The 24,429-nt window shown below is 44.2% G+C and carries 23 protein-coding genes; 21 read left to right on the top strand and 2 right to left on the bottom strand.

Annotated features, from left to right (window positions below):
- The first annotated feature begins 144 nt into the window (after nt 1-144).
- A complete protein-coding gene (locus FFM84_RS11465; protein ID WP_130845696.1) occupies nt 145-3,201 on the top strand; it encodes a YfhO family protein in 3,057 nt (1,018 codons plus the stop codon).
- 430 nt (nt 3,202-3,631) lie between these two features.
- On the opposite strand, the gene FFM84_RS11460 is transcribed toward FFM84_RS11465, so the two are convergent.
- The gene (locus FFM84_RS11460) at nt 3,632-4,147 is read right to left on the bottom strand and encodes a hypothetical protein (RefSeq protein ID WP_130845697.1); all 516 of its coding nucleotides are present in this window, start codon (nt 4,145-4,147) and stop codon (nt 3,632-3,634) included.
- A gap of 161 nt (nt 4,148-4,308) precedes the next feature.
- Here FFM84_RS11460 and ruvA point away from each other — a divergent pair, with 161 nt between their 5' ends.
- From ruvA to trxA, 16 genes are all read left to right on the top strand, one after another.
- Entirely contained in the window at nt 4,309-4,917 is a 609-nt protein-coding gene (gene ruvA, locus FFM84_RS11455) for a Holliday junction branch migration protein RuvA (protein WP_130845698.1), read from the top strand.
- Nucleotides 4,918-4,929: 12 nt separating this feature from the next.
- A complete protein-coding gene (gene ruvB, locus FFM84_RS11450) occupies nt 4,930-5,940 on the top strand; it encodes a Holliday junction branch migration DNA helicase RuvB (RefSeq protein WP_130845699.1) in 1,011 nt (336 codons plus the stop codon).
- Between the two features lie 23 nt (nt 5,941-5,963).
- Nucleotides 5,964-6,998 carry a tRNA preQ1(34) S-adenosylmethionine ribosyltransferase-isomerase QueA gene (queA, locus tag FFM84_RS11445; RefSeq protein ID WP_130845700.1) on the top strand — a complete coding sequence of 345 codons (1,035 nt, stop codon included), beginning with the start codon at nt 5,964-5,966 and terminating at the stop codon, nt 6,996-6,998.
- 115 nt (nt 6,999-7,113) lie between these two features.
- Nucleotides 7,114-8,256 (top strand): tRNA guanosine(34) transglycosylase Tgt, encoded by a 1,143-nt coding sequence (gene tgt / locus FFM84_RS11440; RefSeq protein ID WP_130845701.1) that lies wholly within the window; start codon nt 7,114-7,116, stop codon nt 8,254-8,256.
- A gap of 72 nt (nt 8,257-8,328) precedes the next feature.
- A complete protein-coding gene (gene yajC, locus FFM84_RS11435) occupies nt 8,329-8,745 on the top strand; it encodes a preprotein translocase subunit YajC (RefSeq protein WP_225424664.1) in 417 nt (138 codons plus the stop codon).
- A gap of 125 nt (nt 8,746-8,870) precedes the next feature.
- Complete coding sequence (gene dinB, locus FFM84_RS11430; RefSeq protein WP_130845702.1) at nt 8,871-10,016, top strand: DNA polymerase IV; 1,146 nt, start codon at nt 8,871-8,873, stop codon at nt 10,014-10,016.
- A 90-nt stretch (nt 10,017-10,106) separates the two neighbouring features.
- A complete protein-coding gene (locus FFM84_RS11425; protein WP_130845703.1) occupies nt 10,107-11,063 on the top strand; it encodes a DHH family phosphoesterase in 957 nt (318 codons plus the stop codon).
- A 1-nt stretch (nt 11,064) separates the two neighbouring features.
- Entirely contained in the window at nt 11,065-12,408 is a 1,344-nt protein-coding gene (locus FFM84_RS11420) for a DEAD/DEAH box helicase (RefSeq protein ID WP_130845704.1), read from the top strand.
- A gap of 290 nt (nt 12,409-12,698) precedes the next feature.
- Nucleotides 12,699-15,341 (top strand): alanine--tRNA ligase, encoded by a 2,643-nt coding sequence (alaS, locus tag FFM84_RS11415; protein WP_130845705.1) that lies wholly within the window; start codon nt 12,699-12,701, stop codon nt 15,339-15,341.
- Between the two features lie 100 nt (nt 15,342-15,441).
- Nucleotides 15,442-15,711: an IreB family regulatory phosphoprotein gene (locus FFM84_RS11410; RefSeq protein ID WP_130845706.1), complete on the top strand. Its 270-nt coding sequence runs from the start codon at nt 15,442-15,444 to the stop codon at nt 15,709-15,711.
- Complete coding sequence (ruvX, locus tag FFM84_RS11405; RefSeq protein WP_130845707.1) at nt 15,708-16,142, top strand: Holliday junction resolvase RuvX; 435 nt, start codon at nt 15,708-15,710, stop codon at nt 16,140-16,142. The genes FFM84_RS11410 and ruvX overlap by 4 nt, the downstream gene beginning before the upstream one ends.
- Nucleotides 16,143-16,154: 12 nt before the next feature.
- Nucleotides 16,155-16,451 carry a DUF1292 domain-containing protein gene (locus tag FFM84_RS11400; protein WP_130845708.1) on the top strand — a complete coding sequence of 99 codons (297 nt, stop codon included), beginning with the start codon at nt 16,155-16,157 and terminating at the stop codon, nt 16,449-16,451.
- A gap of 591 nt (nt 16,452-17,042) precedes the next feature.
- On the top strand, nt 17,043-17,960 hold the full coding sequence (locus FFM84_RS11395; RefSeq protein ID WP_130845709.1) for a serine hydrolase: 918 nt from the start codon (nt 17,043-17,045) through the stop codon (nt 17,958-17,960).
- Between the two features lie 141 nt (nt 17,961-18,101).
- Nucleotides 18,102-18,353, top strand: a complete 252-nt coding sequence (gene zapA, locus FFM84_RS11390; RefSeq protein WP_130845710.1) for a cell division protein ZapA — start codon at nt 18,102-18,104, stop codon at nt 18,351-18,353.
- A 50-nt stretch (nt 18,354-18,403) separates the two neighbouring features.
- Nucleotides 18,404-20,767, top strand: coding sequence for an endonuclease MutS2 (locus FFM84_RS11385; RefSeq protein WP_130845711.1), 2,364 nt, complete (start codon nt 18,404-18,406; stop codon nt 20,765-20,767).
- A 94-nt stretch (nt 20,768-20,861) separates the two neighbouring features.
- Nucleotides 20,862-21,179: a thioredoxin gene (trxA, locus tag FFM84_RS11380; RefSeq protein ID WP_130845712.1), complete on the top strand. Its 318-nt coding sequence runs from the start codon at nt 20,862-20,864 to the stop codon at nt 21,177-21,179.
- Nucleotides 21,180-21,214: 35 nt separating this feature from the next.
- Here trxA and FFM84_RS11375 read toward each other — a convergent pair whose 3' ends face one another.
- Nucleotides 21,215-21,727, bottom strand: a complete 513-nt coding sequence (locus tag FFM84_RS11375) for a YslB family protein (protein ID WP_130845713.1) — start codon at nt 21,725-21,727, stop codon at nt 21,215-21,217.
- A gap of 200 nt (nt 21,728-21,927) precedes the next feature.
- Between FFM84_RS11375 and racE the strand changes: the two genes are divergently transcribed.
- From racE to cbpB, 4 genes are all read left to right on the top strand, one after another.
- A complete protein-coding gene (gene racE, locus FFM84_RS11370; RefSeq protein WP_130845714.1) occupies nt 21,928-22,749 on the top strand; it encodes a glutamate racemase in 822 nt (273 codons plus the stop codon).
- Complete coding sequence (locus FFM84_RS11365; RefSeq protein WP_130845715.1) at nt 22,742-23,347, top strand: XTP/dITP diphosphatase; 606 nt, start codon at nt 22,742-22,744, stop codon at nt 23,345-23,347. Before racE ends, FFM84_RS11365 begins: the two co-directional genes overlap by 8 nt.
- On the top strand, nt 23,347-23,865 hold the full coding sequence (locus tag FFM84_RS11360; protein ID WP_130845716.1) for a metallophosphoesterase: 519 nt from the start codon (nt 23,347-23,349) through the stop codon (nt 23,863-23,865). Before FFM84_RS11365 ends, FFM84_RS11360 begins: the two co-directional genes overlap by 1 nt.
- Nucleotides 23,866-23,934: 69 nt before the next feature.
- Entirely contained in the window at nt 23,935-24,426 is a 492-nt protein-coding gene (gene cbpB, locus FFM84_RS11355; protein WP_130845717.1) for a cyclic-di-AMP-binding protein CbpB, read from the top strand.
- Nucleotides 24,427-24,429: the final 3 nt, after the last annotated feature.

The raw sequence follows: 24,429 nt of genomic DNA, 5'->3' as shown, positions 1-24,429 counted from the left end.
GGTTTTGTGTAAAGATTAGGTTAGCAAGTGGTGAAGATTATCGTTGTATGGGTAGCTGGTCGCGATTTCATGATAGAATAACAACATGACTTTTTAGCAATTATCGGGGTGATGGGTAGCCATCATAAAATTGGGGGGGTTCAGGTGACTAAATTAAGAAAATTACCATTATGGGTTATTTATACAGGTGGCTTTCTGGTGATTGTTGCGTTAACTTTTGGCAGTCTCTTTCTAGCCGGTCGGACACTGATTTGGGAAGTGGATGGGATTGCCCAACATTTTCCGATCTTGGTCGAATTTCAAAAGATTTTACAGCATCCTAGTCAGCAAGGGCTATTTAGTTGGTCATGGAATCTGGGCTTAGGTGCCGATCAGCTCACGACTTTTACGTACTATGTGGTGGGCGATCCATTTAATTACTTAGTGGCCCTGATGCCAACGAGTAAGCTGGAATTTGGGTATCAATTTCTCATTTTATTACGGCTCTATACAGTTGGCTTAGCCTTCTTAGGGTTTAGTCGGCAATTTAACTTTAGTCGACTCAGTCGCTTAATCGGAACGCTCACTTATACCTTTACAGCATACACGTTCTACGTGGGGATGCACCATCCATTCTTCTTGTTACCGATGATCTGGTTCCCATTATTGTGTTGGACGATCGAACGTGTCTTACGTGGGCAAAGTTGGTGGCAATTAGCGTTAGTTACTGCGATTGTGATTATGAGCAACTTCTATTTTGCTTATTTATTAGCGCTAGGCAGTTTGATTTATTTGGTGGTGCGTTATTGGCATTTAAAGGCCGATCAACAATTACACGTTAACTTACGCGCTTTGCTGACACGGTTAGTGTTAGCTGTGAGTGGCGGAGTGGGCTTATCAGTGGTGCTATTGGTGCCAACACTGTTAACGATGTTACATGCGACACGAACGAGTTTTGATTTTGCTAATGGCCTCTGGACGTATCCAATTAATTATTACGTTAATCTGCCTAATCGCTTGTTGACTAATGGCGGTGGTGTTCAGTATTGGGTGACGTTGGGATTGAGCGGTGTGAGCTTTTTAGGCTTAATCTACACGTTGCGTCATTTTAAAACGTATTTTTATTTAAACTTAGTGATTATTGTCATGATGGTAGGCATCTTGGTGCCAGGTTTTGCGGCGACTTTTAATGTTTTATCGTCACCATCCAATCGCTGGTTACTGTTGGCAACGTTGGTTTTTGCCTATGCGACGATGATTTTTGTCGATCAGTTAACCAAGCTAACGACGACCGATTTAAAATGGTTGGCTGGACTTAGTCTGGGACTTATTGCACTAATCTGGGTGGTCAACGGCTTTTACATGAATATTCGCAAGCACGATATTGCCACTTACTTAGTGATTTTAGCAGTGGTGATTTTTGTCATCTTGCAAGCACAATTAAACTTAACCCGCCGACAATTCGTCAGTCTTTTATTGGGATTAGTGATGCTTAACTTAATTACCAACGGCCTTGGTTGGTTGAGTATTAATACCACAGCTGGCAGTGCGGAACAATTGCGCCGGGGCACGGCATTAACCTGGGCAAAGCATTACTTTGATGACGCCCAAAAGGGGTTACCTAAAACGGGGTTTTATCGAACCAATTATACGCCGGATTATTATACCCAACGATCCGCTGGTAATGATATTCCGATGCTCTTAAATACCCATAGTGTCGCTTCATACTATTCGGTACAAAGTGGTGCGGTTGGTCAATTGAGCCAATCGGTAGGTAACTTAGACTACGCCATGAATGCGCCATTAGGGACGCTAAATTCGCGAACAACTTTGAATAATTTGTTGGGTGTGACCTACATGTTTGCCCGTGCGGATGAGTTGAAGAAGCAGTCGTTGCCAGCGGGATACACGCCGGTTAAAACGGCAGGGGGGCAAGTTAAGGTTTATCCCGATAAATATGTTTATGGCTTGAGTAATCACACGGGTACGGTATTATTACGCTCAACGCATGCCTTACCGTTGGTGTATACGCAAGCACAACAATTAACTACCGCGGCGTACCAAAAGTTGTCACCGGTTGATCGTGAACAGGCAATGTTACAAGGTGCTGTGACGACCACCACCATGGCCGGTGTCAAAACAGCTACACCGACTAAGACTAGTGAGTCAGTCGCTTATTCGGCCCAAGTGGACAATACGTCGGTGCTAGATAGTTTGGATAAAGTCATGATTTATCGGGTACAACATGCCAGTGGAACGTCTAATGGTGATCTAAGTCTGCCGGCTAAGACGACTGAGCTAACTGCAACTGAGCGGCAAACATTAGCACCAGCTACCGGACTACAACAGCCAACCACGGCGCTTAAACAGTTGATTAAGCAAAACCAACAACTGGTTAGCCAGACCAATCAAGCGAACAAAAATGGGCTTACGACGTTAACGAGTGACGTGCAGGGACAACCAATGCCATTGCAGCTCACGATAAAGCATCCAGAGAATTATCGACACACGGAGCTTTACTTATCATTGACTGGCATTACCTATGATCGCTCATCAATCAGTCAACAACTAACGATTGGTGGCAATAACAGTATTTTTAGTGGTCGGCCAAATACAAAGGTAGATCAGCTAAACCGTTGGCGTGATGGCTTGAAGGATAGTTTGAGCGCGAGTGGATATACGTTAACGGCAAAAACGGTTGATCGTTCAGTTGATTTTAATCAACTAGGGACGACCAATATGTCGGATTATGAACCACGGAAAACGGCGGTTTTCAATCTTGGCTATAGTGATCGTCTGCGGAAAACGATTGATTTGAACTTAGCTGATATTCAAGGTATTCATTTTAAAACCGCGAAGTTGGTAGCGGTACGCTTCGGTCAGACGTATGATCGACAAACTAGGCAACTGCAACAACAAGGCTTGCAGCATTTGAAAGTCACTAATAATCAAGTGACGGGGACGACTAATCAGACGCAGGCTCAAGTCTTAACGACCTCGATTCCGTATTCGACCGGTTGGCATTTACAAGTTGATGGTCAAAATGTAGCGACCCAAGTGGTAAACACTGGTTTTGTGGGAGCCAAGCTAACGGCTGGCCGTCATCATATCAAGCTGGTTTATCGGACACCCGGCCTTTTGGTTGGGGCGTTGATTACTGGATTAAGTGTGGTTCTATTGGGTGGTTATTTAGGTTGGCGTTATTGGCGTCACCGGCTGTAATCAAAAAGCGACTTTGAGATGACGTCTCAAGGTCGTTTTTTTAGTGCTATTACATTGAAGGCTGTTCTTAGCAAGAATTATTGATCGAAAGTAGCTCAACTGTTTTAAAAGCGCCGAGTTCTAAACGATAAATCGCTAAGAAGGCCCACGGCTGAGCACAATGTGAGCTCACTCTCGGTTATATGAGTGATCAAAAACTTAATTAGTATCCGTGAACTAACCGGAGTCAGCCAGTGATGGCGCCGGCCGTGAAAACAGCGTTAGTCCGGTGATCTTCCGGGCTTACGCTGTGGACGACTTTTAAGACTAGTGGTTTGGGCTAGGCTTAAAAGCGAGGTGGAAGCCCGAACTTTGGCTGGAGCCGGTCCCACAGCCGGCAGAATCAATGGCTGACGTAGGTGGCTAATCAAGCTGATACTATTTAAAGCTGTTAATCAGCGCGGTCAATTAAATGAGCTGGAGTTGCTAATGGTTCCGTGAATTTGGTCCATTCGGTATCGGTGACTAGACTGATTAATGGTGTCGGTGCCGTTGTGAGCCAAGTTTGACGTGGGGTAACATTGGTCATAACATCGGTGATATCTGCTTGAACGTCCAAATCTGTCACTTGCCAGAGTCGATGTGTGATGTTATCTGGCGTAGTCACTTCGAGCTCTCGATCAAAATGACCCACCCAATCATCAATCAGCATTTCAATGACTGGTTGCCGGGTATATAGAACCGTATTAAGTGGTGCCGGGGTAATTGTGGTCACCGTGGCCGGGGTCGTTGCCCAAGCAGCAACTAGGCGCCATTGGTGTTGCCCATTTAACGTCAATTCGTGCCAGTAATAACCAGGTGTTGTTTGTTTTTCAGTATCTTCAGCGGTCCAATTAAGATCGCCAGTTTGAATTTTTTGTAAGCCACTAGTTGTGGGTAGTGTGGCGATAAAAGGTTCTACTTGCATGAGGACACTTCCTTTGGCTATGAGCATAGCATGTTTTGACATTTAGCAGCAAGTTTTCTGCGATCATGTTAAATTATCAAGTCGGTAGTGTTAAGTTACGGGCGATTTATGGTACAATTTAGCAAGCAAACATACGTTTTGATTAAAGGAGTTTAATGCCCGTGTATGAATATTTTTTAGGCCAAATCACTGATGTTACCCCCAGCTTTGTGGTCATCGAAGTTGCGGGGATTGGGTACAAAGTGTTAACGGCCAATCCGTATCGTTATGAGGTCGGCAACGATCCCGTTAAAATGTATATCCATCAAGCGGTTAGTGAAAACGGGATGTCACTCTTTGGTTTTTACGATGCTGATGAAAAGGCGTTATTTGAAAAGTTATTAAATGTGTCGGGAATTGGTCCTAAGTCGGCATTAGCGATCTTAGCCAATAATGATCACTCAGGCTTAATCCAAGCGATCAATCAAGAAAATGCCACTTATTTAACCAGTTTCCCAGGGGTCGGCAAAAAGACTGCTCAACAAATTGTGTTAGATTTAAAGGGCAAACTTAATGATCTCAATGTGTCTATGACGGGTCAAACGTCACTGGATGTTGAGACTCCCGCTGTTGATGGAGCGTTAGCCGATGCATTAGCGGCGTTAACGGCATTAGGCTATTCGCCACGTGAAGTCAAACGAATTACGAAAAAATTGGAAGCTTATCAACAAGTACAACATGCCAATACCAATGCCCTATTAAGTGAAGGGTTGCGGTTATTGACGAAGTAGAGGAGGGATTCGATGGACGACGATCAATTATTATCGGGTGACAATGTCGATGCGGCGGAAGCCTCATTAGAAAAATCGCTGCGGCCACAAACGCTCGCCCAGTATATCGGTCAAACGCGCGTTAAACATGAGCTTGGCGTTTATATTGAAGCGGCGCGTAAACGTGAAGAATCACTCGATCATGTGTTACTCTATGGGCCACCGGGGTTAGGGAAAACGACTTTAGCGATGGTGATTGCCAATGAAATGCATGTTCAGATTAGAACAACGAGTGGTCCAGCGATTGAAAAGCCAGGTGATCTCGTTGCACTCTTGAATGAACTGGAGCCAGGTGATATCTTATTTATTGATGAGATTCATCGTCTACCAAAAATCGTTGAAGAAATGCTATATTCGGCGATGGAAGATTTCTATGTCGATATTGTGGTGGGGCAAGGGCCAACTGCTCATCCGGTCCATTTTCCATTACCACCGTTTACACTCATTGGAGCCACGACCAGAGCCGGGATGTTATCGGCGCCGTTACGGGATCGTTTCGGGATTGTCGAACACATGGCCTATTATGAAGTCGCAGATTTGGAAGATATTGTTGAACGGACAGCGGACATTTTTCAAACCTCGATTAAACCATCAGGTGCTCATGAAATTGCACGTCGGTCACGTGGGACGCCGCGAATTGCCAATCGGTTGTTTAAACGGATTCGCGATTTTGCCGAAGTCGCTGAGCAGGCGGCGATTGATGAACCGATTGTTGATCGGTCATTAACTTATCTACGGGTTGATAATGATGGCTTGGATGAAACCGATAATAAGTTATTACGGACGATGTTAGATTTTTACGATGGCGGTCCAGTTGGCCTGTCAACGTTAGCAGCCAATATTGGCGAAGAGACGGATACTATTGCTGAAATGGTTGAACCGTATTTGCTCCAAATTGGTTATTTGAAACGAACACAACGGGGACGGGTGGTCACCGCTAAGGGCTATCAACATTTAGGATTACCCTATCCGCCCCAAAATTAAATGAAGATAAGAGGTTACGAGCAATGAGCTTAACACTTGAAGATTTTGACTATGATTTGCCACATGAATTAATCGCGCAAACGCCGATTAAGGAACGTGATACGTCCCGGTTACTGGATTTAAATCGAGAAACGGGGGAAATGCAAGATAAGCATTTCTATGACATTATTGACCAATTAAATCCTGGTGACGCGGTGGTTATGAATAATTCACGGGTTATGCCGGCACGGTTATACGGGGTAAAACCTGAAACTGGTGGTCATGCCGAAGTCTTGTTATTACACAATACTGAAGGTGACGAATGGGAAACCTTGATGAAGCCAGCTAAACGAGCCAAAGTTGGGACGGTTATTTCATTTGGTGATGGGAAGTTAACGGCCACGGTTACTGGTGAAAAAGAAGATGGGATTCGAATGATCGAATTTCATTACGATGGTATCTTCATGGAAATCTTGGAAAGCTTAGGCGAAACGCCATTGCCACCATACATCAAGGCTAAGTTAGATGATCCTGATCGTTACCAAACGGTTTACGCCAAAGAAAATGGTTCCGCAGCGGCACCAACGGCTGGCTTGCATTGGACCAAAGATTTATTACAAAAGGTGCAGGATAAAGGGGTTAAGCTCGTTTATTTAACGTTACACGTTGGACTTGGGACATTCCGTCCAGTTGAAGAAGATAATATCGAAGATCATAAAATGCACAGTGAATTTTATCGTTTAGATGCCGATGCAGCGAAGACGTTAAATGAAGTTCGGGCTAATGGTGGTCGGATTATCGCGACTGGGACGACGTCGATTCGGACACTTGAAACGATTGGCTCGAAGTTTGATGGCGAAATCAAACCTGACTCTGGTTGGACGGATATTTTCATCAAACCTGGCTATGACTGGAAAGTCGTCAATGCCTTTATCACTAACTTCCATTTACCAAAATCAACGTTAGTGATGTTAGTGGCAGCCTTTACGGGTCGGGACATGATCTTGAACGCTTACCAACATGCCATTGATGAAAAGTATCGGTTCTTCAGTTTTGGCGATGCAATGTTCATTCACTAAGTACAATTGAGTTGAAGATCAGGTGATTATTGCCTGGTCTTTTTGTTTGATAGCGACTCGGCGTGTTTCGTGCTATCATATTCAAAGCAAACAGAGGTCAACACGGAGGAATTATATGGAACCGGCAATCAAATACCGTTTAATTAAAAAAGAAAAACACACTGGTGCACGGCTGGGGGAAATCATTACCCCTCACGGCACTTTTCCAACCCCAATGTTTATGCCCGTTGGGACGTTAGCTAGTGTGAAATCGTTAGCGCCTGAAGAATTAGAATCAATGGGTGCGAATATTATTTTATCGAATACGTATCACTTATGGCTACGGCCTGGCGAACAGATCGTCAAAGAAGCAGGTGGCTTACACCAATTCATGAATTGGAAGAAAGGGATCTTAACCGATTCTGGTGGTTTCCAAGTGTTCTCGCTCGCCAAAAACCGTGACATTACTGAAGAAGGGGTCCACTTTAAAGATCATTTGAGTGGGGCTAAGCGGTTCTTGTCACCCGAAATTGCGATCCGAGTTGAAAACGACTTAGGGCCCGATATTATGATGAGTTTAGACGAATGTCCACCATTCTTTGAAACATACGATTACGTACAAAAATCCGTTGCCCGGACGAGTCGTTGGGCTGAACGGGGGTTAAAAGCGCATCAACATCCTGATTATCAAGGGTTGTTTGGGATTGTTCAAGGTGCGGGCTTTAAAGATTTGCGGGAACAAAGCGCCAGAGACTTGGTCAGCATGGATTTCCCAGGCTACTCGATTGGTGGATTATCCGTTGGTGAATCCAAAGCGGAAATGAATCATGTGCTCGACTTTACCACGCCATTATTACCAGAAAATAAACCCCGTTACTTAATGGGCGTGGGATCTGCGGATGCCTTGATCGATGGCGCCATGCGAGGAGTCGACATGTTTGACTGTGTCTTGCCAACGCGAATTGCCCGTAATGGGACTTGTATGACCTCACATGGTCGGTTGGTCGTGAAGAACGCGAAGTATGCGCATGACTTTGGACCTTTGGATGATAATTGCGACTGCTACACGTGTCGTAACTTCTCGCGGGCCTATATCCGGCATTTGATCAAAGCGGACGAAACGTTCGGTTTACGGTTAACGAGTTATCATAACTTGTACTTCTTACTTCACTTGATGAAGCAAGTTCGGCAAGCTATCATGGATGACAACTTGTTAGAATTCCGCGAAAACTTCTTTGAAATGTACGGGTTTAACAAGAAAAACGCCAAAAACTTCTAGGGATACTAGTAATCTTAGGTGTAATTTGTTAAAGTTAAAGATAGTCAAACAAAGATTAGGAGCGATTTTTAAATGAATTTATTACTTGGAGCATCTGCTTTTGGTGGCTCAACTATGTCAATCGTGTTCATCGTTGTGATGTTCGCGTTCTTGTACTTCTTTATGATTCGGCCACAACGGAAACAACAACAACAACATCAAAGTATGTTAAGCAAAGTTAAACGTGGCGACAAAGTTACCACGATTGGCCGCTTACATGGGGTTGTCGATGAAGTTAACGAAGCTGAAAAGACCGTTACGCTTGATTGTGATGGGATTTTCTTAGTTTTCGATTTATCAGCTTTAGCTAAAGTAACGCCTGCTGATGGTGGTGCTGCTGTGGCCCCAGCTAGTGGTGCCGCTGCTGAATCTGAAGCTGCTAGTGAAGCGCCAGTTGCTGAAAGTGAAGCAACGAGTGCCGATAGCGAAGCAGATTCTGCCGCTAAATAATGAACTTTGAAGTAAGCTGACATTCATTGAATGTTGGCTTATTTTTTTAGGGTTAATTTTGGTGTCTGAACGCACGTTCGTGTATAATTGAATTACCTAATGCAACGGAAAGGATGGTGTGAGTGATGACGAAAACGACGAGTGCAATACCGATTAATGTCGAGACCGGACGTAAAATTATTCATGTAGATATGGACGCGTTTTATGCATCGATTGAAGAACGTGAGCATCCAGCGTATCGGACGCAACCTTTAGTGATCGCTCATGATCCACGCCAAACTGGGGGTCGCGGTGTCGTGACCACTGCCAATTATGTTGCCCGTCAATATGGGGTGCATTCGGCGATGCCGGCTCAAAAAGCGTTAGAATTGTGCCCGAAAGCCGTTTTTAAAACGCCCGACTTTCCGTTATATCGACAAGTTTCGGCCCAAATTCACGAGATTTTTCATGAGTATACGGATAAGATTGAACCGATTGCGTTTGATGAAGCCTATTTAGATATTACGGAGAATAAACCCAAGATGCATAGTGCTGTTCAACTTGCCCATCAACTTCAACAAGAAATCTGGCAAAAGACTCACTTAACGTGTTCAACGGGTATTTCATATAATAAATTCATTGCCAAATTGGCCTCGGATTATCGCAAGCCAGCCGGTGTCACAATTGTGTTGCCACAAGATGCGGAAGCTTTCTTACTACGAGAACCGATTGAAAAATTTCGCGGTGTCGGTAAGAAGACTGTTCCAAAAATGCATGATCTAGGTATTTTAACGGGGCAAGATTTATATGACCAAACGGAATTAGACTTGATTAAACATTTTGGTAAGTTGGGCTATATTTTATACCGCCGGGTGCGAGGGAGTGACGATCGGCCCGTTGAGTATTTACGAGAACGAAAGTCGATTGGGAAAGAACGCACTTTTGGCCCATTTCTCCAGACGCGTGAAGACGTCCAGGCGCATTTAAAACAACTGGCACAAATGGTGAGTGAAACGATGCAAGATCATCAACGTCATGGTAAAACGCTGGTGTTGAAACTACGCTATGGGGATTTTGTGACGATCACCAAGCGCCGGACGCTGACAGAATTTTTGCCAAATGACGCCGGACTGTTTGAACAATATGCGGAGGAGTTATTTGAGGATGTGGTTGATCAACACTTTGATTCGGGGATTCGCTTGTTGGGGATCACGATGACGGGATTAGCACCACTGGCTTTTGAGAACCTCACGTTACCGTTATACCCGAATGAAGACTTAGCGGCGAATTAATTTGGCGTAAGCCGTATTGTTCGGTATACTAGAGTACTATGGCAGTTTTAAAGCCATCAGCAAATTTTGAACAAATAGGAAGGACTATTTATGACCGTCCAAACAGAAATTTTCAACTTAATTAAACAAGCAAAAACGATTATTATTCATCGACACCAACGTCCTGATCCCGATGCGATTGGGAGTCAACTTGGAATGGCTGAGATTATTAAGACCAGTTTTCCTGACAAAAAAGTTTTAGCACCTGGTAAACAGTACCATGGCTTTGACTGGTTAGGCCAAATGGATACCGTCACTGAAGCGGACTATGAAGACGCCTTAGTACTCGTCTTAGACACCGCTAACCAACCACGCGTGGATGGCGAATACTACAATACTGGCAAGCAACTCGTTAAGATCGATCATCATCCAAATGATGATGCGTTCGGCGATCCTCAATGGGTTGATGTGGATGCGTCAAGTACAAGCGAGTTAGTGTATCAATTTTATGCTGCTAATGAAGCAGCGCTGACACTAACGGCTAATGCGGCGCGGTTACTTTATGCGGGGATCGTTGGCGATACGGGACGTTTCTTATACGATGCAACTCATCCAAGTACGTTACGGGTCGCCGCTGCGTTGATGGAAGCTGGCGCAAATGCCCCAGAAGTTAATCGGATTGAAGATACCATTACGCTACCGGTAGCGCGGTTATCTGCCTATGTCTACGAGCATTTAACTCAGCTTGAATCAGGGGCTGCTTATGTCATTTTGACGAATGAAATTATGGATTCGTTTGAAATTGGGGATGCTAGTACGGCCGGCGTCGTGCCACTCCCTGGTCGGATTGACACGGTTAAATCATGGGCCATTTTTGTCCAACAAAAGGAAGGCGACTATCGGATTCGGTTACGGTCAAAGGGACCGGCAATCAATGAAGTCGCCAAGTTACATGGCGGTGGTGGTCACCCCTTAGCCAGTGGCGCTAAAGCAAAGGATCAAGCCGAAATTGAAGCGGTCGTGCGTGAGCTCGATCAAGTTGATCAGGCTGATCAGAAAGAGGTTTAAAATGACCGCAAGTTTTGAAGAATTTAAATTAAAACCATTTTTAATGGATGCCTTAAAAGAAATTAATTTCCAGACACCAACCGCTGTGCAAGAAAAATTGATCCCTGTGATTATGGCTGGACGTAGCGTCATTGGACAATCTGCAACTGGGAGTGGGAAAACCCACACCTTCTTGTTGCCATTGATTAATCAGCTAAATGCTGACGAACGCCGGGTTCAAGTTGTGATTACGACACCGAGTCGGGAATTGGCTTATCAGATTCAAAAAGCGGCTAAGCAATTGGTTCAACATAGTCCTAAACCAATTCACATTGGGTTATATGTTGGTGGGACTGATAAGCAAGACCAAATTAATAAGTTGAATCGCCATCAACCACAATTGATCATTGGGACGCCTGGTCGGATTTTAGATCTAATTCGGTCGCAAGCGTTAGATGTGCATACCGCGACTCAATTAGTCGTTGATGAAGCAGACATGACTTTGGATTTAGGATTCTTGAATGTGGTTGACCAAATTGCTGGGCGGATGCCGGCCGAGCTACAAATGTTGGTCTTCTCGGCAACGATGCCACAAAAACTAACACCGTTCTTGAAAAAGTACATGAATAATCCAGTAATGGAAGCTATTCCAGTGGCATCGGTCATTAGTCCAACGATCGATAACTGGTTGATCTCAACCAAGAGTCACGACAAGAATAGTATTATTTATCGCTTACTCACGATTGGTGAACCTTACTTGGTTTTGATTTTTGCGAATACCAAGGAACGGGTGCAAGAAATTACTCGTTATTTGAAGCAGCAAGGGTTAACAGTAGCGATGATTCACGGTGATATTAAACCACGCGAACGGAAACGGGTGATGCGTGACGTTCAGGACTTGAAATACCAATTTGTAGTCGCTACGGATTTGGCTGCTCGTGGGATTGATATCGAAGGGGTTTCACACGTCATTAATGACGATATCCCAACTGATTTGGAATTCTTTGTTCATCGAGTTGGCCGGACTGGCCGGAATGGAATGGCCGGAACGGCGATTACCCTTTACAGTCCTGGTGAAGAAGACAAAGTCAGCGCGGTTGAAGCGATGGGCATTAAGTTTAAACCTAAGGCCATTCGAGATGGTGAGATTGTCGATTCTTATGATCGTAACCGCCGTGTTAATCGGGGACATCGCCAAGATAAGATCGATCCATCATTGATTAGCTATGTGAAAAAGGCTAAGAAAAAGGTCAAACCAGGTTACAAACGCCGTATTCGAACCAAAATTGCGGATAAAGCTCGGATGGAGCGTCGGATCGAACAGCGGGCTTCAGCTCGAAAGGCTCGGAAAGATCGGAAATCCTAGTCGGTTGGTTGACAACTAGGTCTAAGTTTTCTATACTTTGCAGAGTAAGGATATATTCAAGTCGACATATCTGTTTAGAAACGCTTTGGTTGCTGGAAAAAGTGCGGTGTCGATTGAATGCTACCGAATAACCAATGACTGGCTAACCAGTCCGTGTCTCAGCGTTAATGAGCTCAAGAGGTAAACGAACACATCGTTGCAAGTAAAGTGGTACCGCGTTAACAGCGTCTTTACTAGCAACGGTGTTTTTTTGCCTAAAAATAGGAATCGTGAGAAAGGGTGCCAAGTTAATGAAGAAATTAAGCAGTAGTGAGATTCGGCAAATGTATTTAGACTTTTTCCATGAAAAAGGTCATACGATTGTGCCCAGTGCGTCATTAGTCCCCAATGATGATCCAACCTTGTTGTGGATCAACTCTGGGGTAGCGACCATGAAGAAATATTTTGATGGGTCTGTGGTTCCAGACAATCCTCGGATGACTAGCTCACAAAAGAGTATCCGGACCAACGATATTGAAAATGTCGGTCGGACGGCGCGTCATCATACCTTATTTGAAATGCTAGGAAACTTCTCTGTTGGGGATTACTTCAAAAAAGAAGCTGTCAGCTGGGCATGGGAACTCTTAACGTCACCAAAATGGTTCGGTTGGGATCCTGAAAAGCTCTATATGACGGTTTATCCTAAGGATACTGATGCAGCCAAGTTCTGGGAAGAAACTGGCGTTAAGCCAAGTCATATTGTTAAAGTGGAAGATAACTTCTGGGATATCGGTCAAGGCCCTTCTGGTCCGGATTCTGAAATTTTCTATGATCGTGGCGAGGCCTTCAATAACTTAGCTGATGATGATCCTGAAAATTATCCTGGTGGCGAAAATGAACGTTATTTAGAAGTCTGGAACATTGTGTTCTCGCAATTCAACCATACTGCCGAGGGCACTTACGAACCATTACCACGGAAAAACATTGATACGGGGATGGGACTTGAACGGGTAGTTTCCATTTTCCAAAATGCGCCAACTAACTTTGAAACCGACTTGTTTTTGCCAATTATTCGCAAGACGGAAGCCTTGAGTGCTGGTAAACATTATGGGGACAATGCCCAAGATGATGTTTCCTTTAAAGTGATTGCAGACCATGCCCGCGCGATTACATTTGCCATCAGTGACGGTGCTTTGCCATCTAATGAAGGCCGTGGCTATGTCATTCGTCGTTTGATTCGGCGGGCCATTTTACATGGTCAAAAATTAGGCCTAACTGAAGCATTCTTAGACCAATTAGTGCCAATCGTTGGGGAAATCATGCAATCACATTACCCAGACGTTTTGAAGAATGCAGATTATATCGAAAAGATTGTCAGCTCTGAAGAAAGTCGCTTCAATGAAACCTTAAATGATGGTTTGAATTTATTGAACCAATTAATTGCGGATACCAAAGCCGCTAAGCAAGACACGTTACCAGGGGTCGATGCGTTCAAGCTTTATGATACGTACGGTTTCCCATTGGAATTAACCACTGAATACGCAGGCGATGAAGGTTTGAAAGTTGATGAGGCTGGCTTTGAAGTTGAAATGAAAGCGCAACGTGATCGGGCCCGTAATGCGCGGAGCAGTGACAAATCAATGGGCGTTCAACGCAGTCTCTTAATTGATATTAAGACGCCTAGTGAATATGTCGGTTATGACGAATTAACTGACGTTCATGGCGATTTGAAAGACATTATTGTCGACGAAAAGCTGGTTGATGAAGTGACGAGTGGTACCGCGGAAATGATCTTTAGTAAGACACCATTTTACGCGGAAATGGGTGGTCAAGTGGCCGACCGTGGGGTGATTTTAGATGCCGATGGTCAAACGGTTGCCAAGGTGACTGATGTCCAAAATGCCCCTAATAAACAACATCTGCATACGGTGGAAGTCTTAAAACCAATGCACAAGGATGCCACGTATACGCTAAACGTAGATTTGGCCTTCCATGCTAAGGTTGAAAAGAACCATACGGCAACGCATTTGCTTGACCAAGCTTTGCGCGATGTTTTAGGACCACATACGCAACAAGCCGGTTCGTTAGTGGAACCAGGCTACTTGCGTTTTGACTTTAACCACTTCGGTCAAGTCAGTGATGAAGAGTTAGCCAAGGTTGAACAGATTGTTAATGACAAGATCTGGGCAGCCCTACCCGTTAGCGCCATTCAAACGGACCAAGAAACGGGTCACAAGATGGGGGCCATCGCGGTCTTCACCCAAAAATATGGCAAGATCGTGCGGGTCGTTTCGATTGGCGATTACTCCATTGAATTTGATGGTGGGACCCACGTGAAGAACAGTAGCGAACTTGGTTTATTCAAGATTGTTTCTGAAGCTGGGGTTGGTGCTGGTGTTCGTCGGATTGAAGCCGTAACGTCAAAAGAAGCCTTCGAACTCTTATCCAATGAAGAAAACTGGTTAAAGACCATCGCCGCACAAGTTAAGGCACCAAAATTAGCGGATACTGCTGATCGAGTTAGCCAATTGCAAGCTGACTTAAAGGCCGCCCAACAAAAAGCCGCTAACTTAGAAAATAAATTAGCTAAGCAACAAGCCGGTTCAGTCTTTGAACAAGTTGATGAAGTGAATGGCACGAGTTTAATCGCCCAAGCTGTACAAGTTGCCGGGATGGATCAATTACGACAATTAGCCGATACTTGGAAGAACAAGCAAGCGTCAGACGTCTTAGTCTTAGGCGCGGTCGTTGGCGAAAAAGTTAATTTATTAGTTGCGGTCAGTGATGATAAGGTCAAAGCCGGTCTTAAAGCTGGGGACTTAATCAAAGCCATTGCCCCTAAAGTTGGTGGTGGCGGTGGCGGCCGTCCTAACTTGGCTCAAGCTGGTGGGAAGAACCCAGCTGGGTTACCGGATGCATTAACTGCCGCTCATGACTGGTTAAACGAACAATAGGTTTTATTACGAATGTGTTACATCAAAGTCGATTGATTGTACTTCATATAAGCATTTAGTAAAATAGATTAGAAGCGGAAACTAGCGGGAGGTGCTTTATATGAGTACATTAGACAAAACCATGTATTTTGACTTCGATAATGACAACGTTAAAGATGTTCATGACACGTTGACAACGGTCTACGAAGCGCTACAAGAAAAAGGATATAATCCGATTAACCAGATTGTGGGTTACTTACTATCAGGGGACCCGGCTTATATCCCGCGTTTAAAGGATGCTCGGAATTTAATTCGTAAGCACCAACGTGATGAAATTATCGAAGAGCTGGTCAAGTCATACTTGAAGGCAGATAAGGATGTTAATGCATGAAGTTAATGGGGTTAGATGTTGGGTCCAGAACAGTTGGGATTGCGATTAGCGATGCCTTTGGCTGGACGGCACAAGCAGTCGAAATTATTCGAATTAATGAAGATGAAGGCGAGTTTGGGATTGAACGGGTGGCAGAGTTAGTTAAAGAACTTGATGCTGGCGGTTTTGTCCTTGGTTTACCAAAGAATATGAATAATTCTTTGGGACCACGCGCCGAAGCCTCACAACATTATGGCGAGCTTTTGAAAGAACGTTTCGGCTTACCCATTGACTTTGAAGATGAACGTCTGACGACCGTTGAAGCCGAACGGATGTTGATTGAAGAAGCGAATACGTCCCGAAAGAAACGCAAAAAAGTGATTGATAAGCTAGCGGCAAGTTTAATCTTGCAAAACTACTTGGATCGCCACGGAAAACTCACACAAGGATAGCGAGGAACTAGCATGAGCCAAAACAAAAGTAATAAAGACCAAGAAGTGATCACCTTAGTTGATGACGAAGGTAATGAAACGTTATTTAACATTTTATTCACGTTCGACTCAGAAGATTTCGGTCACTCATATATTTTAATTTATCCAGCCGATGCTCCAGCTGATGAAGAAGTGGACATTCAAGCCTACATCTTTGATCCAGAAGATGGCGATAACGGTGAATTGAAGTTAATCGAATCCGATGACGAATGGGATATGGTTGAACAAGTTTTAAACACATTCTTAGCCGATGATGGCGGCATGCAATAAACTTAATCCCTAGAAGTGGTGTTAATCAGTAATGATTAGCGCCACTTTTTTTGTGCCTTAATTTTAGTAATTAAAAGTTGAAAGCTACTTTTTAGCAATAATCGTTGATACGGCAAGTATTCAACGATTGAAAATAGATGAACTTGCCGCCTACCGTTCGCCCACATTGAGCCGGAACGCTGTGGGAAGATCCGGTTCAGCCAAAAAGCGGTCTGAACCGTCGTTTTGAACCACTAAACACGTGTTTCAAAAGCGCCAGGCTCTAAGCGATAAATCGCTTAGAGCCCCCACGGCTGGGCTCAATGTGGACTCACTCTCGGTTATACTGGTGATCACCAAATTGATGAACAGTATAACCGGAGTCAGCCAGCAGAATCACTGGCTGGTGTAGGTGGCTAATTTATCCTAACTTGAGCCAATACTGATATGAATTCTGCCACTATAATTAACTTGAAACTTCTAGTTTAGTAATTAAAGTTAACAAATTATTTAATATTTATGATAAGCTTAATGCGGAGTTATTAAAAAAGAAGCGCCTTAGTAACGAATCACGCGATTCAATTGGGGGAACGGGTGTCAGAGGTGTAGTTCGTGCATTTTAATAGACAGCGACGACTCAAAGGCTGGGTTGTCGGATTAAGTATTGTCTTAATCATTGGGATTGCTGGTGGTTGGTTATGGCAAAGTACGTTGAGTCATGCCAGTCAAACCAATAAGGCCAAAGTGATTAAAACAGCGTCATCGACTAAAGCCGTCAAAAAAGTGGTCAAGCCCAAAGTCGTCCCACTAAAAACGCGACTGGCAAAAACTTGGGCAACAACGACAGCTGGAACGAAGGCTAAAGTTGCGATAGCGGTTTATGATCCTAAAACCAAGCAAACGTATCAATATACCAACCGGACGGCACAAACCACGTATGTGGCAGCTAGCACGGTTAAAGTGGGTATTTTGGTACAACTCTTGCACCAACGCGATCAAGGCGCATTAAGCTTGACGAGCAATGATCAGGCAGAAGCCACTCAAATGATTGAGCAAAGTGATAATGACGCAGCTGACTTTTTGTTGTTTCATCGGTTAGGTGGTAGTGCCGCGTTAACGAGTTTGTATCAGAACTTAGGGATGTCGCATAGTCATGCTGCGCCTATTTATTGGGGCTTAACGACGACCACAGCGGTGGATCAGTTAAAACTGTTAAAGGTTATTTTTACGCCTAATCATTACTTGTCGAAAGCGTCGCAGACTTATATGCAAGGCTTAATGGGACACGTGGCGTCTGATCAGGCGTGGGGTGTTTCTAAAGGCGCAGCTAGTTATCAGTTGAAGAATGGCTGGCTGGATGCGGATGATAATGGACATTGGGCGGTTAACAGTGTTGGTCGAGTCGTTGAAAAAACGTCTAAAAAAGGCTATTTAATGTCAATCTATACAAATAATAATGTCGATGAAAGCCATGGAATTGCTTTGGTGAACCAGTTAGCCCAAGCAACAAATGGGGAATTAGCGAAATAAATGGAAGGTGAAACTTATCTGATAACTGATAAATTTCACCTTCTGTTTTGGCATTAACTCCTAATTTAGTCCCCAAAAGTCGCATAAACCCTGCCAACATGCTAAAATATTAACTGTTATTGAAAAGGAGCTGAACGGACCATGGCAGCCAGCAAACGCCGCTTTAAAGCGGAAATTGACGGGCACGATTATACGATTATCGGAAGTGCCTCCGATCGTCACATGCAAACGGTGACGAACATGATGAATGAACAAATTGCAACGTTAAAAAAATTATCACCAGACTTAACGAGTGAACAAATCGCCATTTTATTGGCCTTTAACGCGATTTCAGATCAGGTAGATAAACAAGCGGAACTGTTAAAAATGCAAGCTAATGATGCTGAAGCTTAAGCGTCATTTTTTTTGCTCACACAGTTTCAGTCAATCGGGGAGGGTTAGTCTTGAATCCCAAAGTATTAGCAACATTAGAATATCAACAAGTTAAACAGCAATTGGCACCATATTTGGTGTCAGCGGCTGGTCAAAAAGAATTAAGTGCCTTGCAGCCAATGACGACGCTGGCAGAAGTTCAATATGCGTTGGACGAAACCAACGACGGCGTTGAGGTGTACCGCCTAAAGGGTGGTATTCCAGTCGCCCGATTAGCGGATATTACGCCACACATGAAGCGTTTAGCGATCGGCGCGACCTTGAATGGAAGTGAACTCGGCCAAGTCGGTCGGGTCTTAAAGACGACACGGGCAATTACCCGCTTCTTTGAAGAACTTTTAGCCGATGCGCCAGAAAATGATATCCGTCATTTATTTGATGAAGTTCAAACGTTAGTGACGTTACCAGAAGTCACTAAACGCTTAGCGACTGCTATTGAAGGTGACGGGCATATCACGGATAATGCGTCACCAGAATTAGCAAGTATTCGCAGCCATATCAGTAAAACTGAGGGCGAAATTCGGTCACGGATGGAACGTTATACTCATGGTAAAGAAGCTAAGTATTTGAGTGATCCGATTATTACCATTCGTAATGATCGGTATGTCATTCCGGTAAAAGCCGAGAATCGTGGTCGTTTTGGTGGGATTGTCCATGACCAAAGTGCTAGTGGGCAAACGTTATTCATCGAACCTCAAGCAGTAATGGCACTAAATGACCGTTTGCGTCAAAATCAAGTGGCTGAAAAACAAGAAGAACAACGCATTTTAGAAGAATTATCTAATTTGATTGCGCCTTATCAAGATGAGATCCTAGAAAATGCGGCGATCTTAGGTCATTTTGATTTTATCAACGCTAAAGCCCGTTACGCGCGGGCAATGCATGCCAATGAACCAGCGGTGTCAACGACTAATGAAGTCTTATTGCGACAAGCGCGGCATCCATTAATCGATCAAAAGAAAGTCGTTGCTAACGATATTGCGTTAGGGACAGACTATCAAGCGATTGTCATTACTGGGCCTAATACTGGTGGGAAAACCATCACATTAAAAACCCTTGGACTTCTTCAATTAATGGGTCAATCTGGCTTATTTATTCCAGTTGACATGGGGAGTCGGATTGCGATTTATCATGAGATTTTTGCCGATATTGGTGATGAACAATCAATTGAACAAAACTTAAGTACGTTCTCGTCACATATGGAAAACATTGAAAGTTTCTTGAAGCAAATCGATGACCATAGTTTAGTCTTAGTCGATGAATTAGGTGCCGGGACCGATCCGCAAGAAGGGGCCGCATTAGCGATTGCCATCTTGGATGCGATTGGTGGGCATGGCACCCAAGTCGTGGCGACGACCCACTATCCTGAATTGAAGGCTTATGGGTTTAATCGTCCTGAAACGATCAACGCTAGCATGGAATTTGATGAAGCCACGTTAAAACCAACGTATCGCTTATTAGTGGGGATTCCTGGACGAAGTAATGCGCTAGATATTGCACAACGGTTAGGTATTCCTCAAGCCATTGTCGATCAAGCGCGGTCGTTAACGGATACGGATAGTCAAGATTTGAATGCGATGATCGCGGACTTAGTGACTAAACGCAAGCAAGTTGAAGATGCCCAAATTCAACTGAAGGCTGAAGTTGAAGACTCTGAAAAATTGCATAAGCAATTGAAGAGTGAATTCAACGCTTACCAACAACAAAAAGATCAATTAATGGAAGAGGCTAAGGTTGAAGCTAATGCCATTGTTGAAAAGAGCAAGACGCAAGCTGATGCCATTATTAGTGACTTACGTAAGAAGCAATTAGCTACTGGGGCCAACATCAAGGAAAATGAGTTGATCGATGCTAAAGGGGCGTTAAACGCCTTAGAACAACAGCCTAAACTCAAAAAGAATCGGGTATTGCGGCGTGCCAAAGCTAAGCAAGACTTCCACAAAGGTGACGATGTGTTGGTCAAATCTTATGGGCAACGTGGTGTCTTGGTTCAGAAAATGGGTAACCACGCTTGGGAAGTTCAACTCGGTATTTTGAAGATGAAAATCAATGAAGCCGATATGGAACGCACTCAAGCCGAAGCGGAACCAAAGCGCGCACGAGCAACGGTTCAAAGTGCCAATGCCAGCCACGTCTCGCCTAATCTGGATTTACGAGGTGTGCGGTATGAAGATGCGATGATGCAAGTTGATCGCTATATCGATGCAGCCCTCTTAGCCGGTTATCCATCCGTGACGATTGTGCATGGGAAAGGGACGGGGGCATTGCGGCAAGGGATTACCGAATATTTGCAAGGTAATCGCCAAGTCAAGTCCTTCCATTTTGCAGCGCCTAATCATGGTGGTAACGGGGCAACTGAAGTCCAATTTAAATAGATTAAATTGTAGGCGAGCGAAAAAGTTGTGCTTTAAAGTGAAACTGATATACTTACTATTAGTAAATAGTCAAAATATGAGGAGGCCGATCGAAATGGTCGTAGCAACTACAGATAAGACGTTTGAAAGCGATACTGCTAAAGGGGTCACTTTGACTGATTTTTGGGCAACTTGGTGTGGTCCTTGTCGGATGCAATCACCAGTCGTTGAACAATTAGACAGTGAAATGGGTAGCCAAGTCACCTTTAACAAGATGGACGTGGATGCTAACCCAGAAACGGCTAGCAGCTTCGGCATCATGAGTATCCCAACTTTATTAGTTAAAAAAGACGGTGAAGTGGTTGATACTTTGGTTGGTTACCATTCCAAAGAACAAATTAAAAAGACGCTAGATCAATATTTAGCTGATTAATTCAAAAAAACGACCTCCATTTGGGGGTCGTTTTTTTAGTCGGTTTGTTCAGTATCATCCGTAACTTGAGGCCGCACGACCTCAATGGGTGTCGCGGGGTCATGGTTCGTCAAAGCTTGATTATGATCAACCGTGACTGCAATTTGAATCTTGAGTCGTTTGCTGGCCGTGATTTTGGCTTCACTGACGCAGTTAAACCGTTGAGCAGCTTGTTCAGCTAAGAAACCAGTTTCTAGCATGTAGTCAGGTTCCTTAACAGCCGCGTTACGACGAGCGACTGGTTCGCCGGTGAGCTCATAAGTGAGTAAGTTGTTTGTTTCGCTAGTCACAACAAGATGGCCCCAGCCAGCTTGTTCAACGAAGGTACAAAGGTCGTCATTACTAGCGATCGGGAATTGGCGGGCGAGATCTTTACCAGCCCAGTAAAGAATCCCACTACTGTCATCACCGAGGAGGCGTGGGAGCAAAGCGTCCCGCAAGATTTCAACGCTTAAAACGGAAGTCTTGACTGAGTTAGCTGCAAATTGAGAATAAAAGGCGTTCGTCATGATAGATCCTTTCCGATGTAAAATCGCAGCGTTTTTTGCCGCTTAATACTCATTATTATACCTTGTTTCAGCGTCGGGGCGGAACTTTTTCCAATTTAAATTAAAATTTAACGAAATATTGGCAGTAAGCCGTCGCTTGAAATCAGTTTCAAAAAAGGCGATAATTAAGGTTCAGAATTAAGTGAACGGAGCGTAAAATAATGGCAGATGAACATGCAATTGGTTTTATGGATTCTGGCGTTGGCGGCTTAACGGTGGTTAAACAAGCCATCAAGCAACTGCCACGTGAAACGGTGACCTTTATTGGTGATCAGGCGCGACTTCCTTATGGTCCGCGTCCTAGTGAACAAGTTAAGACGTTTAGTTGGCAGATGGCGAATTACTTGCTTCGACAAGACATTAAGATGTTAGTCATTGCTTGTAATACGGCTACGGCGGCGGCATTACCGGATTTGCGGCGAAAACTGGCTATTCCAGTCATTGGTGTGATTTCACCGGGGTCGCGGGCGGCGATTAAAGCCTCAAAGAATCATCGGATTGGCGTGATTGCGACGGAAGGCACGATTAAAAGCAATGCCTATCGCGAGGCGATTATGACTAAAGATCCCGATGCCAAAGTATTTTCGCTAGCTTGTCCCAAGTTTGTGCCATTAGTGGAGTCAAACGAGTATCGTTCAACCGTAGCCAAACGGGTGGTCGCAGAATCATTACGGCCATTGAAGGGAACCGGTATTGATACCTTGGTCTTAGGCTGTACACATTATCCATTACTACGACCATTGATTCAAAATGTAGTCGGTCCCGATGTCACCTTGATTGACTCAGGCGCTGAGACGGTGAACGGGGTTTCCTTTATGTTAGATTATTTAGATATTGCCAACACGAGTGCCACCAAGTACTATCCTGATCGTTTTCAAACAACTGGATCGGCCACCGCATTTGCGACCATTGCGCGTGATTGGCTCGATCAACCTGATTTTCAAGCAACTCATATTGATTTAGGCGGTGAAAGTAATGACTGAACCACAAACTTTAATTATTGCGACCAATAATCCCGGCAAAGCGCGGGAATTTGCCGAAATGTTACACCCATACGGCTTAACGATTAAAACGTTAGCTGATTTCCCTGAGATTCCAGAAATTGTCGAAAATGGGATTACTTTTGAAGAAAATGCGTTAACTAAGGCGCAGGCCGTGGTCGATGCCACGGGCTTACCCGCCATTGCGGATGATTCTGGCTTAATGGTGGATGCCTTACATGGCGACCCTGGTGTTTTGTCGGCTCGGTATGCTGGTGACCACAATGACGCGGCCAATAACGCTAAGTTATTAGCGAATTTAGGTGGTGTCCCAGAAGCTAAGCGAACGGCCACTTTTCATACCACGTTGGTGGCGTTAAAACCAACTGGTCAAAAGTTAGTCGTTGATGGTGAACTTAAAGGACGAATTTTAATTGCCCCACGTGGGGACAACGGCTTTGGCTATGATCCGCTATTTTGGTCAGACCAGTTTCAAAAGTCACTTGCACAATTAACGGATGCCCAGAAGAATTCAATTAGCCATCGTGGCGCGGCGTTACGTCAATTGATGCCAAAATTTGAAGAATGGTGGGAAGCTTAATGAAATGTTTAGTTGTCAGTGACAGTCATGGTGATCGGCAAATTTTAGGTGATCTTTTAGCGGCGTATCAAGGCAAAGTCGATGCTTTCTTTCACTGTGGTGATTCTGAATTAACGGTCGATGATGACGTTTTTAAACAAATGGCGGTTGTTCAAGGCAATATGGACTTTGACAGTCAGCTACCAGAAGAAGTCGTCCAAACCGTGGCTGATACGACGGTTTATATGACTCATGGACATTTGGTCGGGGTTAACTTTTCATTAGACCATTTATTAGCTAATGCGCAACAACATCACGCCCAGCTGGCTTTCTTTGGGCATACGCATCAATTAGGTGTGGAACGACATGATGGCATCCTATGCTTAAACCCCGGGAGTATTAGTTATCCACGGGGAGAGTTTGCTCGAATCGGCGGGACATATGCGATCGTTGAAACGAACGATACCGCAATTGATGTTCAGTATTATGATCGCCAACAACAACCAGTACCCACGCTAAAATTTCATTTTGAGTATTAAAACACGCATCGAGACCGCTTTCAGGTAGAATGGTTAATATGAGTGATACGCAAGGAGGAATTTTGGACGATGCTAATTAAACCAGTTGAAGAGATGTTGCTGCGCAATGCCGACCATTATTTAATTCCAGCTGACATTGTGGCCAACGTTCAAACTGATAATAACTTGTACCATGCCTTTTTAGTTTTGACGAAGATTAAGTATTCGCGGATTCCGGTGCTGGATCACGCCGGTCATTTTGAAGGGTTAGTCTCATTACCACTGATTACCGAAAAAATGTTGGGCTTTGACCAACTAAACACCGATATTTTAATGCAATGTCGGGTGAGTGAGGTTATGGATACTGATATTAGAACGGTGCAATCAGTGGGGGATGTTGAGGAGACACTTCACTTAATGGTGGATAATCCGTTTGTACCGGTCGTCGATTCAGCTAATATGTTTGAGGGGATCATTACGCGGCGCGAGTTTATGAAGAGTTTTAACTTCCTAACGCACGAAATTGGGAGACAATATGATATGATTGAGAAGGATTTTTCCAATAGCTCAATAGCTAAATAACTT

Origin of the sequence: Lactiplantibacillus mudanjiangensis, from assembly GCF_005405385.1 — a bacterium.
Classification (GTDB): domain Bacteria; phylum Bacillota; class Bacilli; order Lactobacillales; family Lactobacillaceae; genus Lactiplantibacillus; species Lactiplantibacillus mudanjiangensis.
Note: the sequence above shows the minus strand (reverse complement) of the source record. Positions and strands in the feature narration are given on the sequence as shown.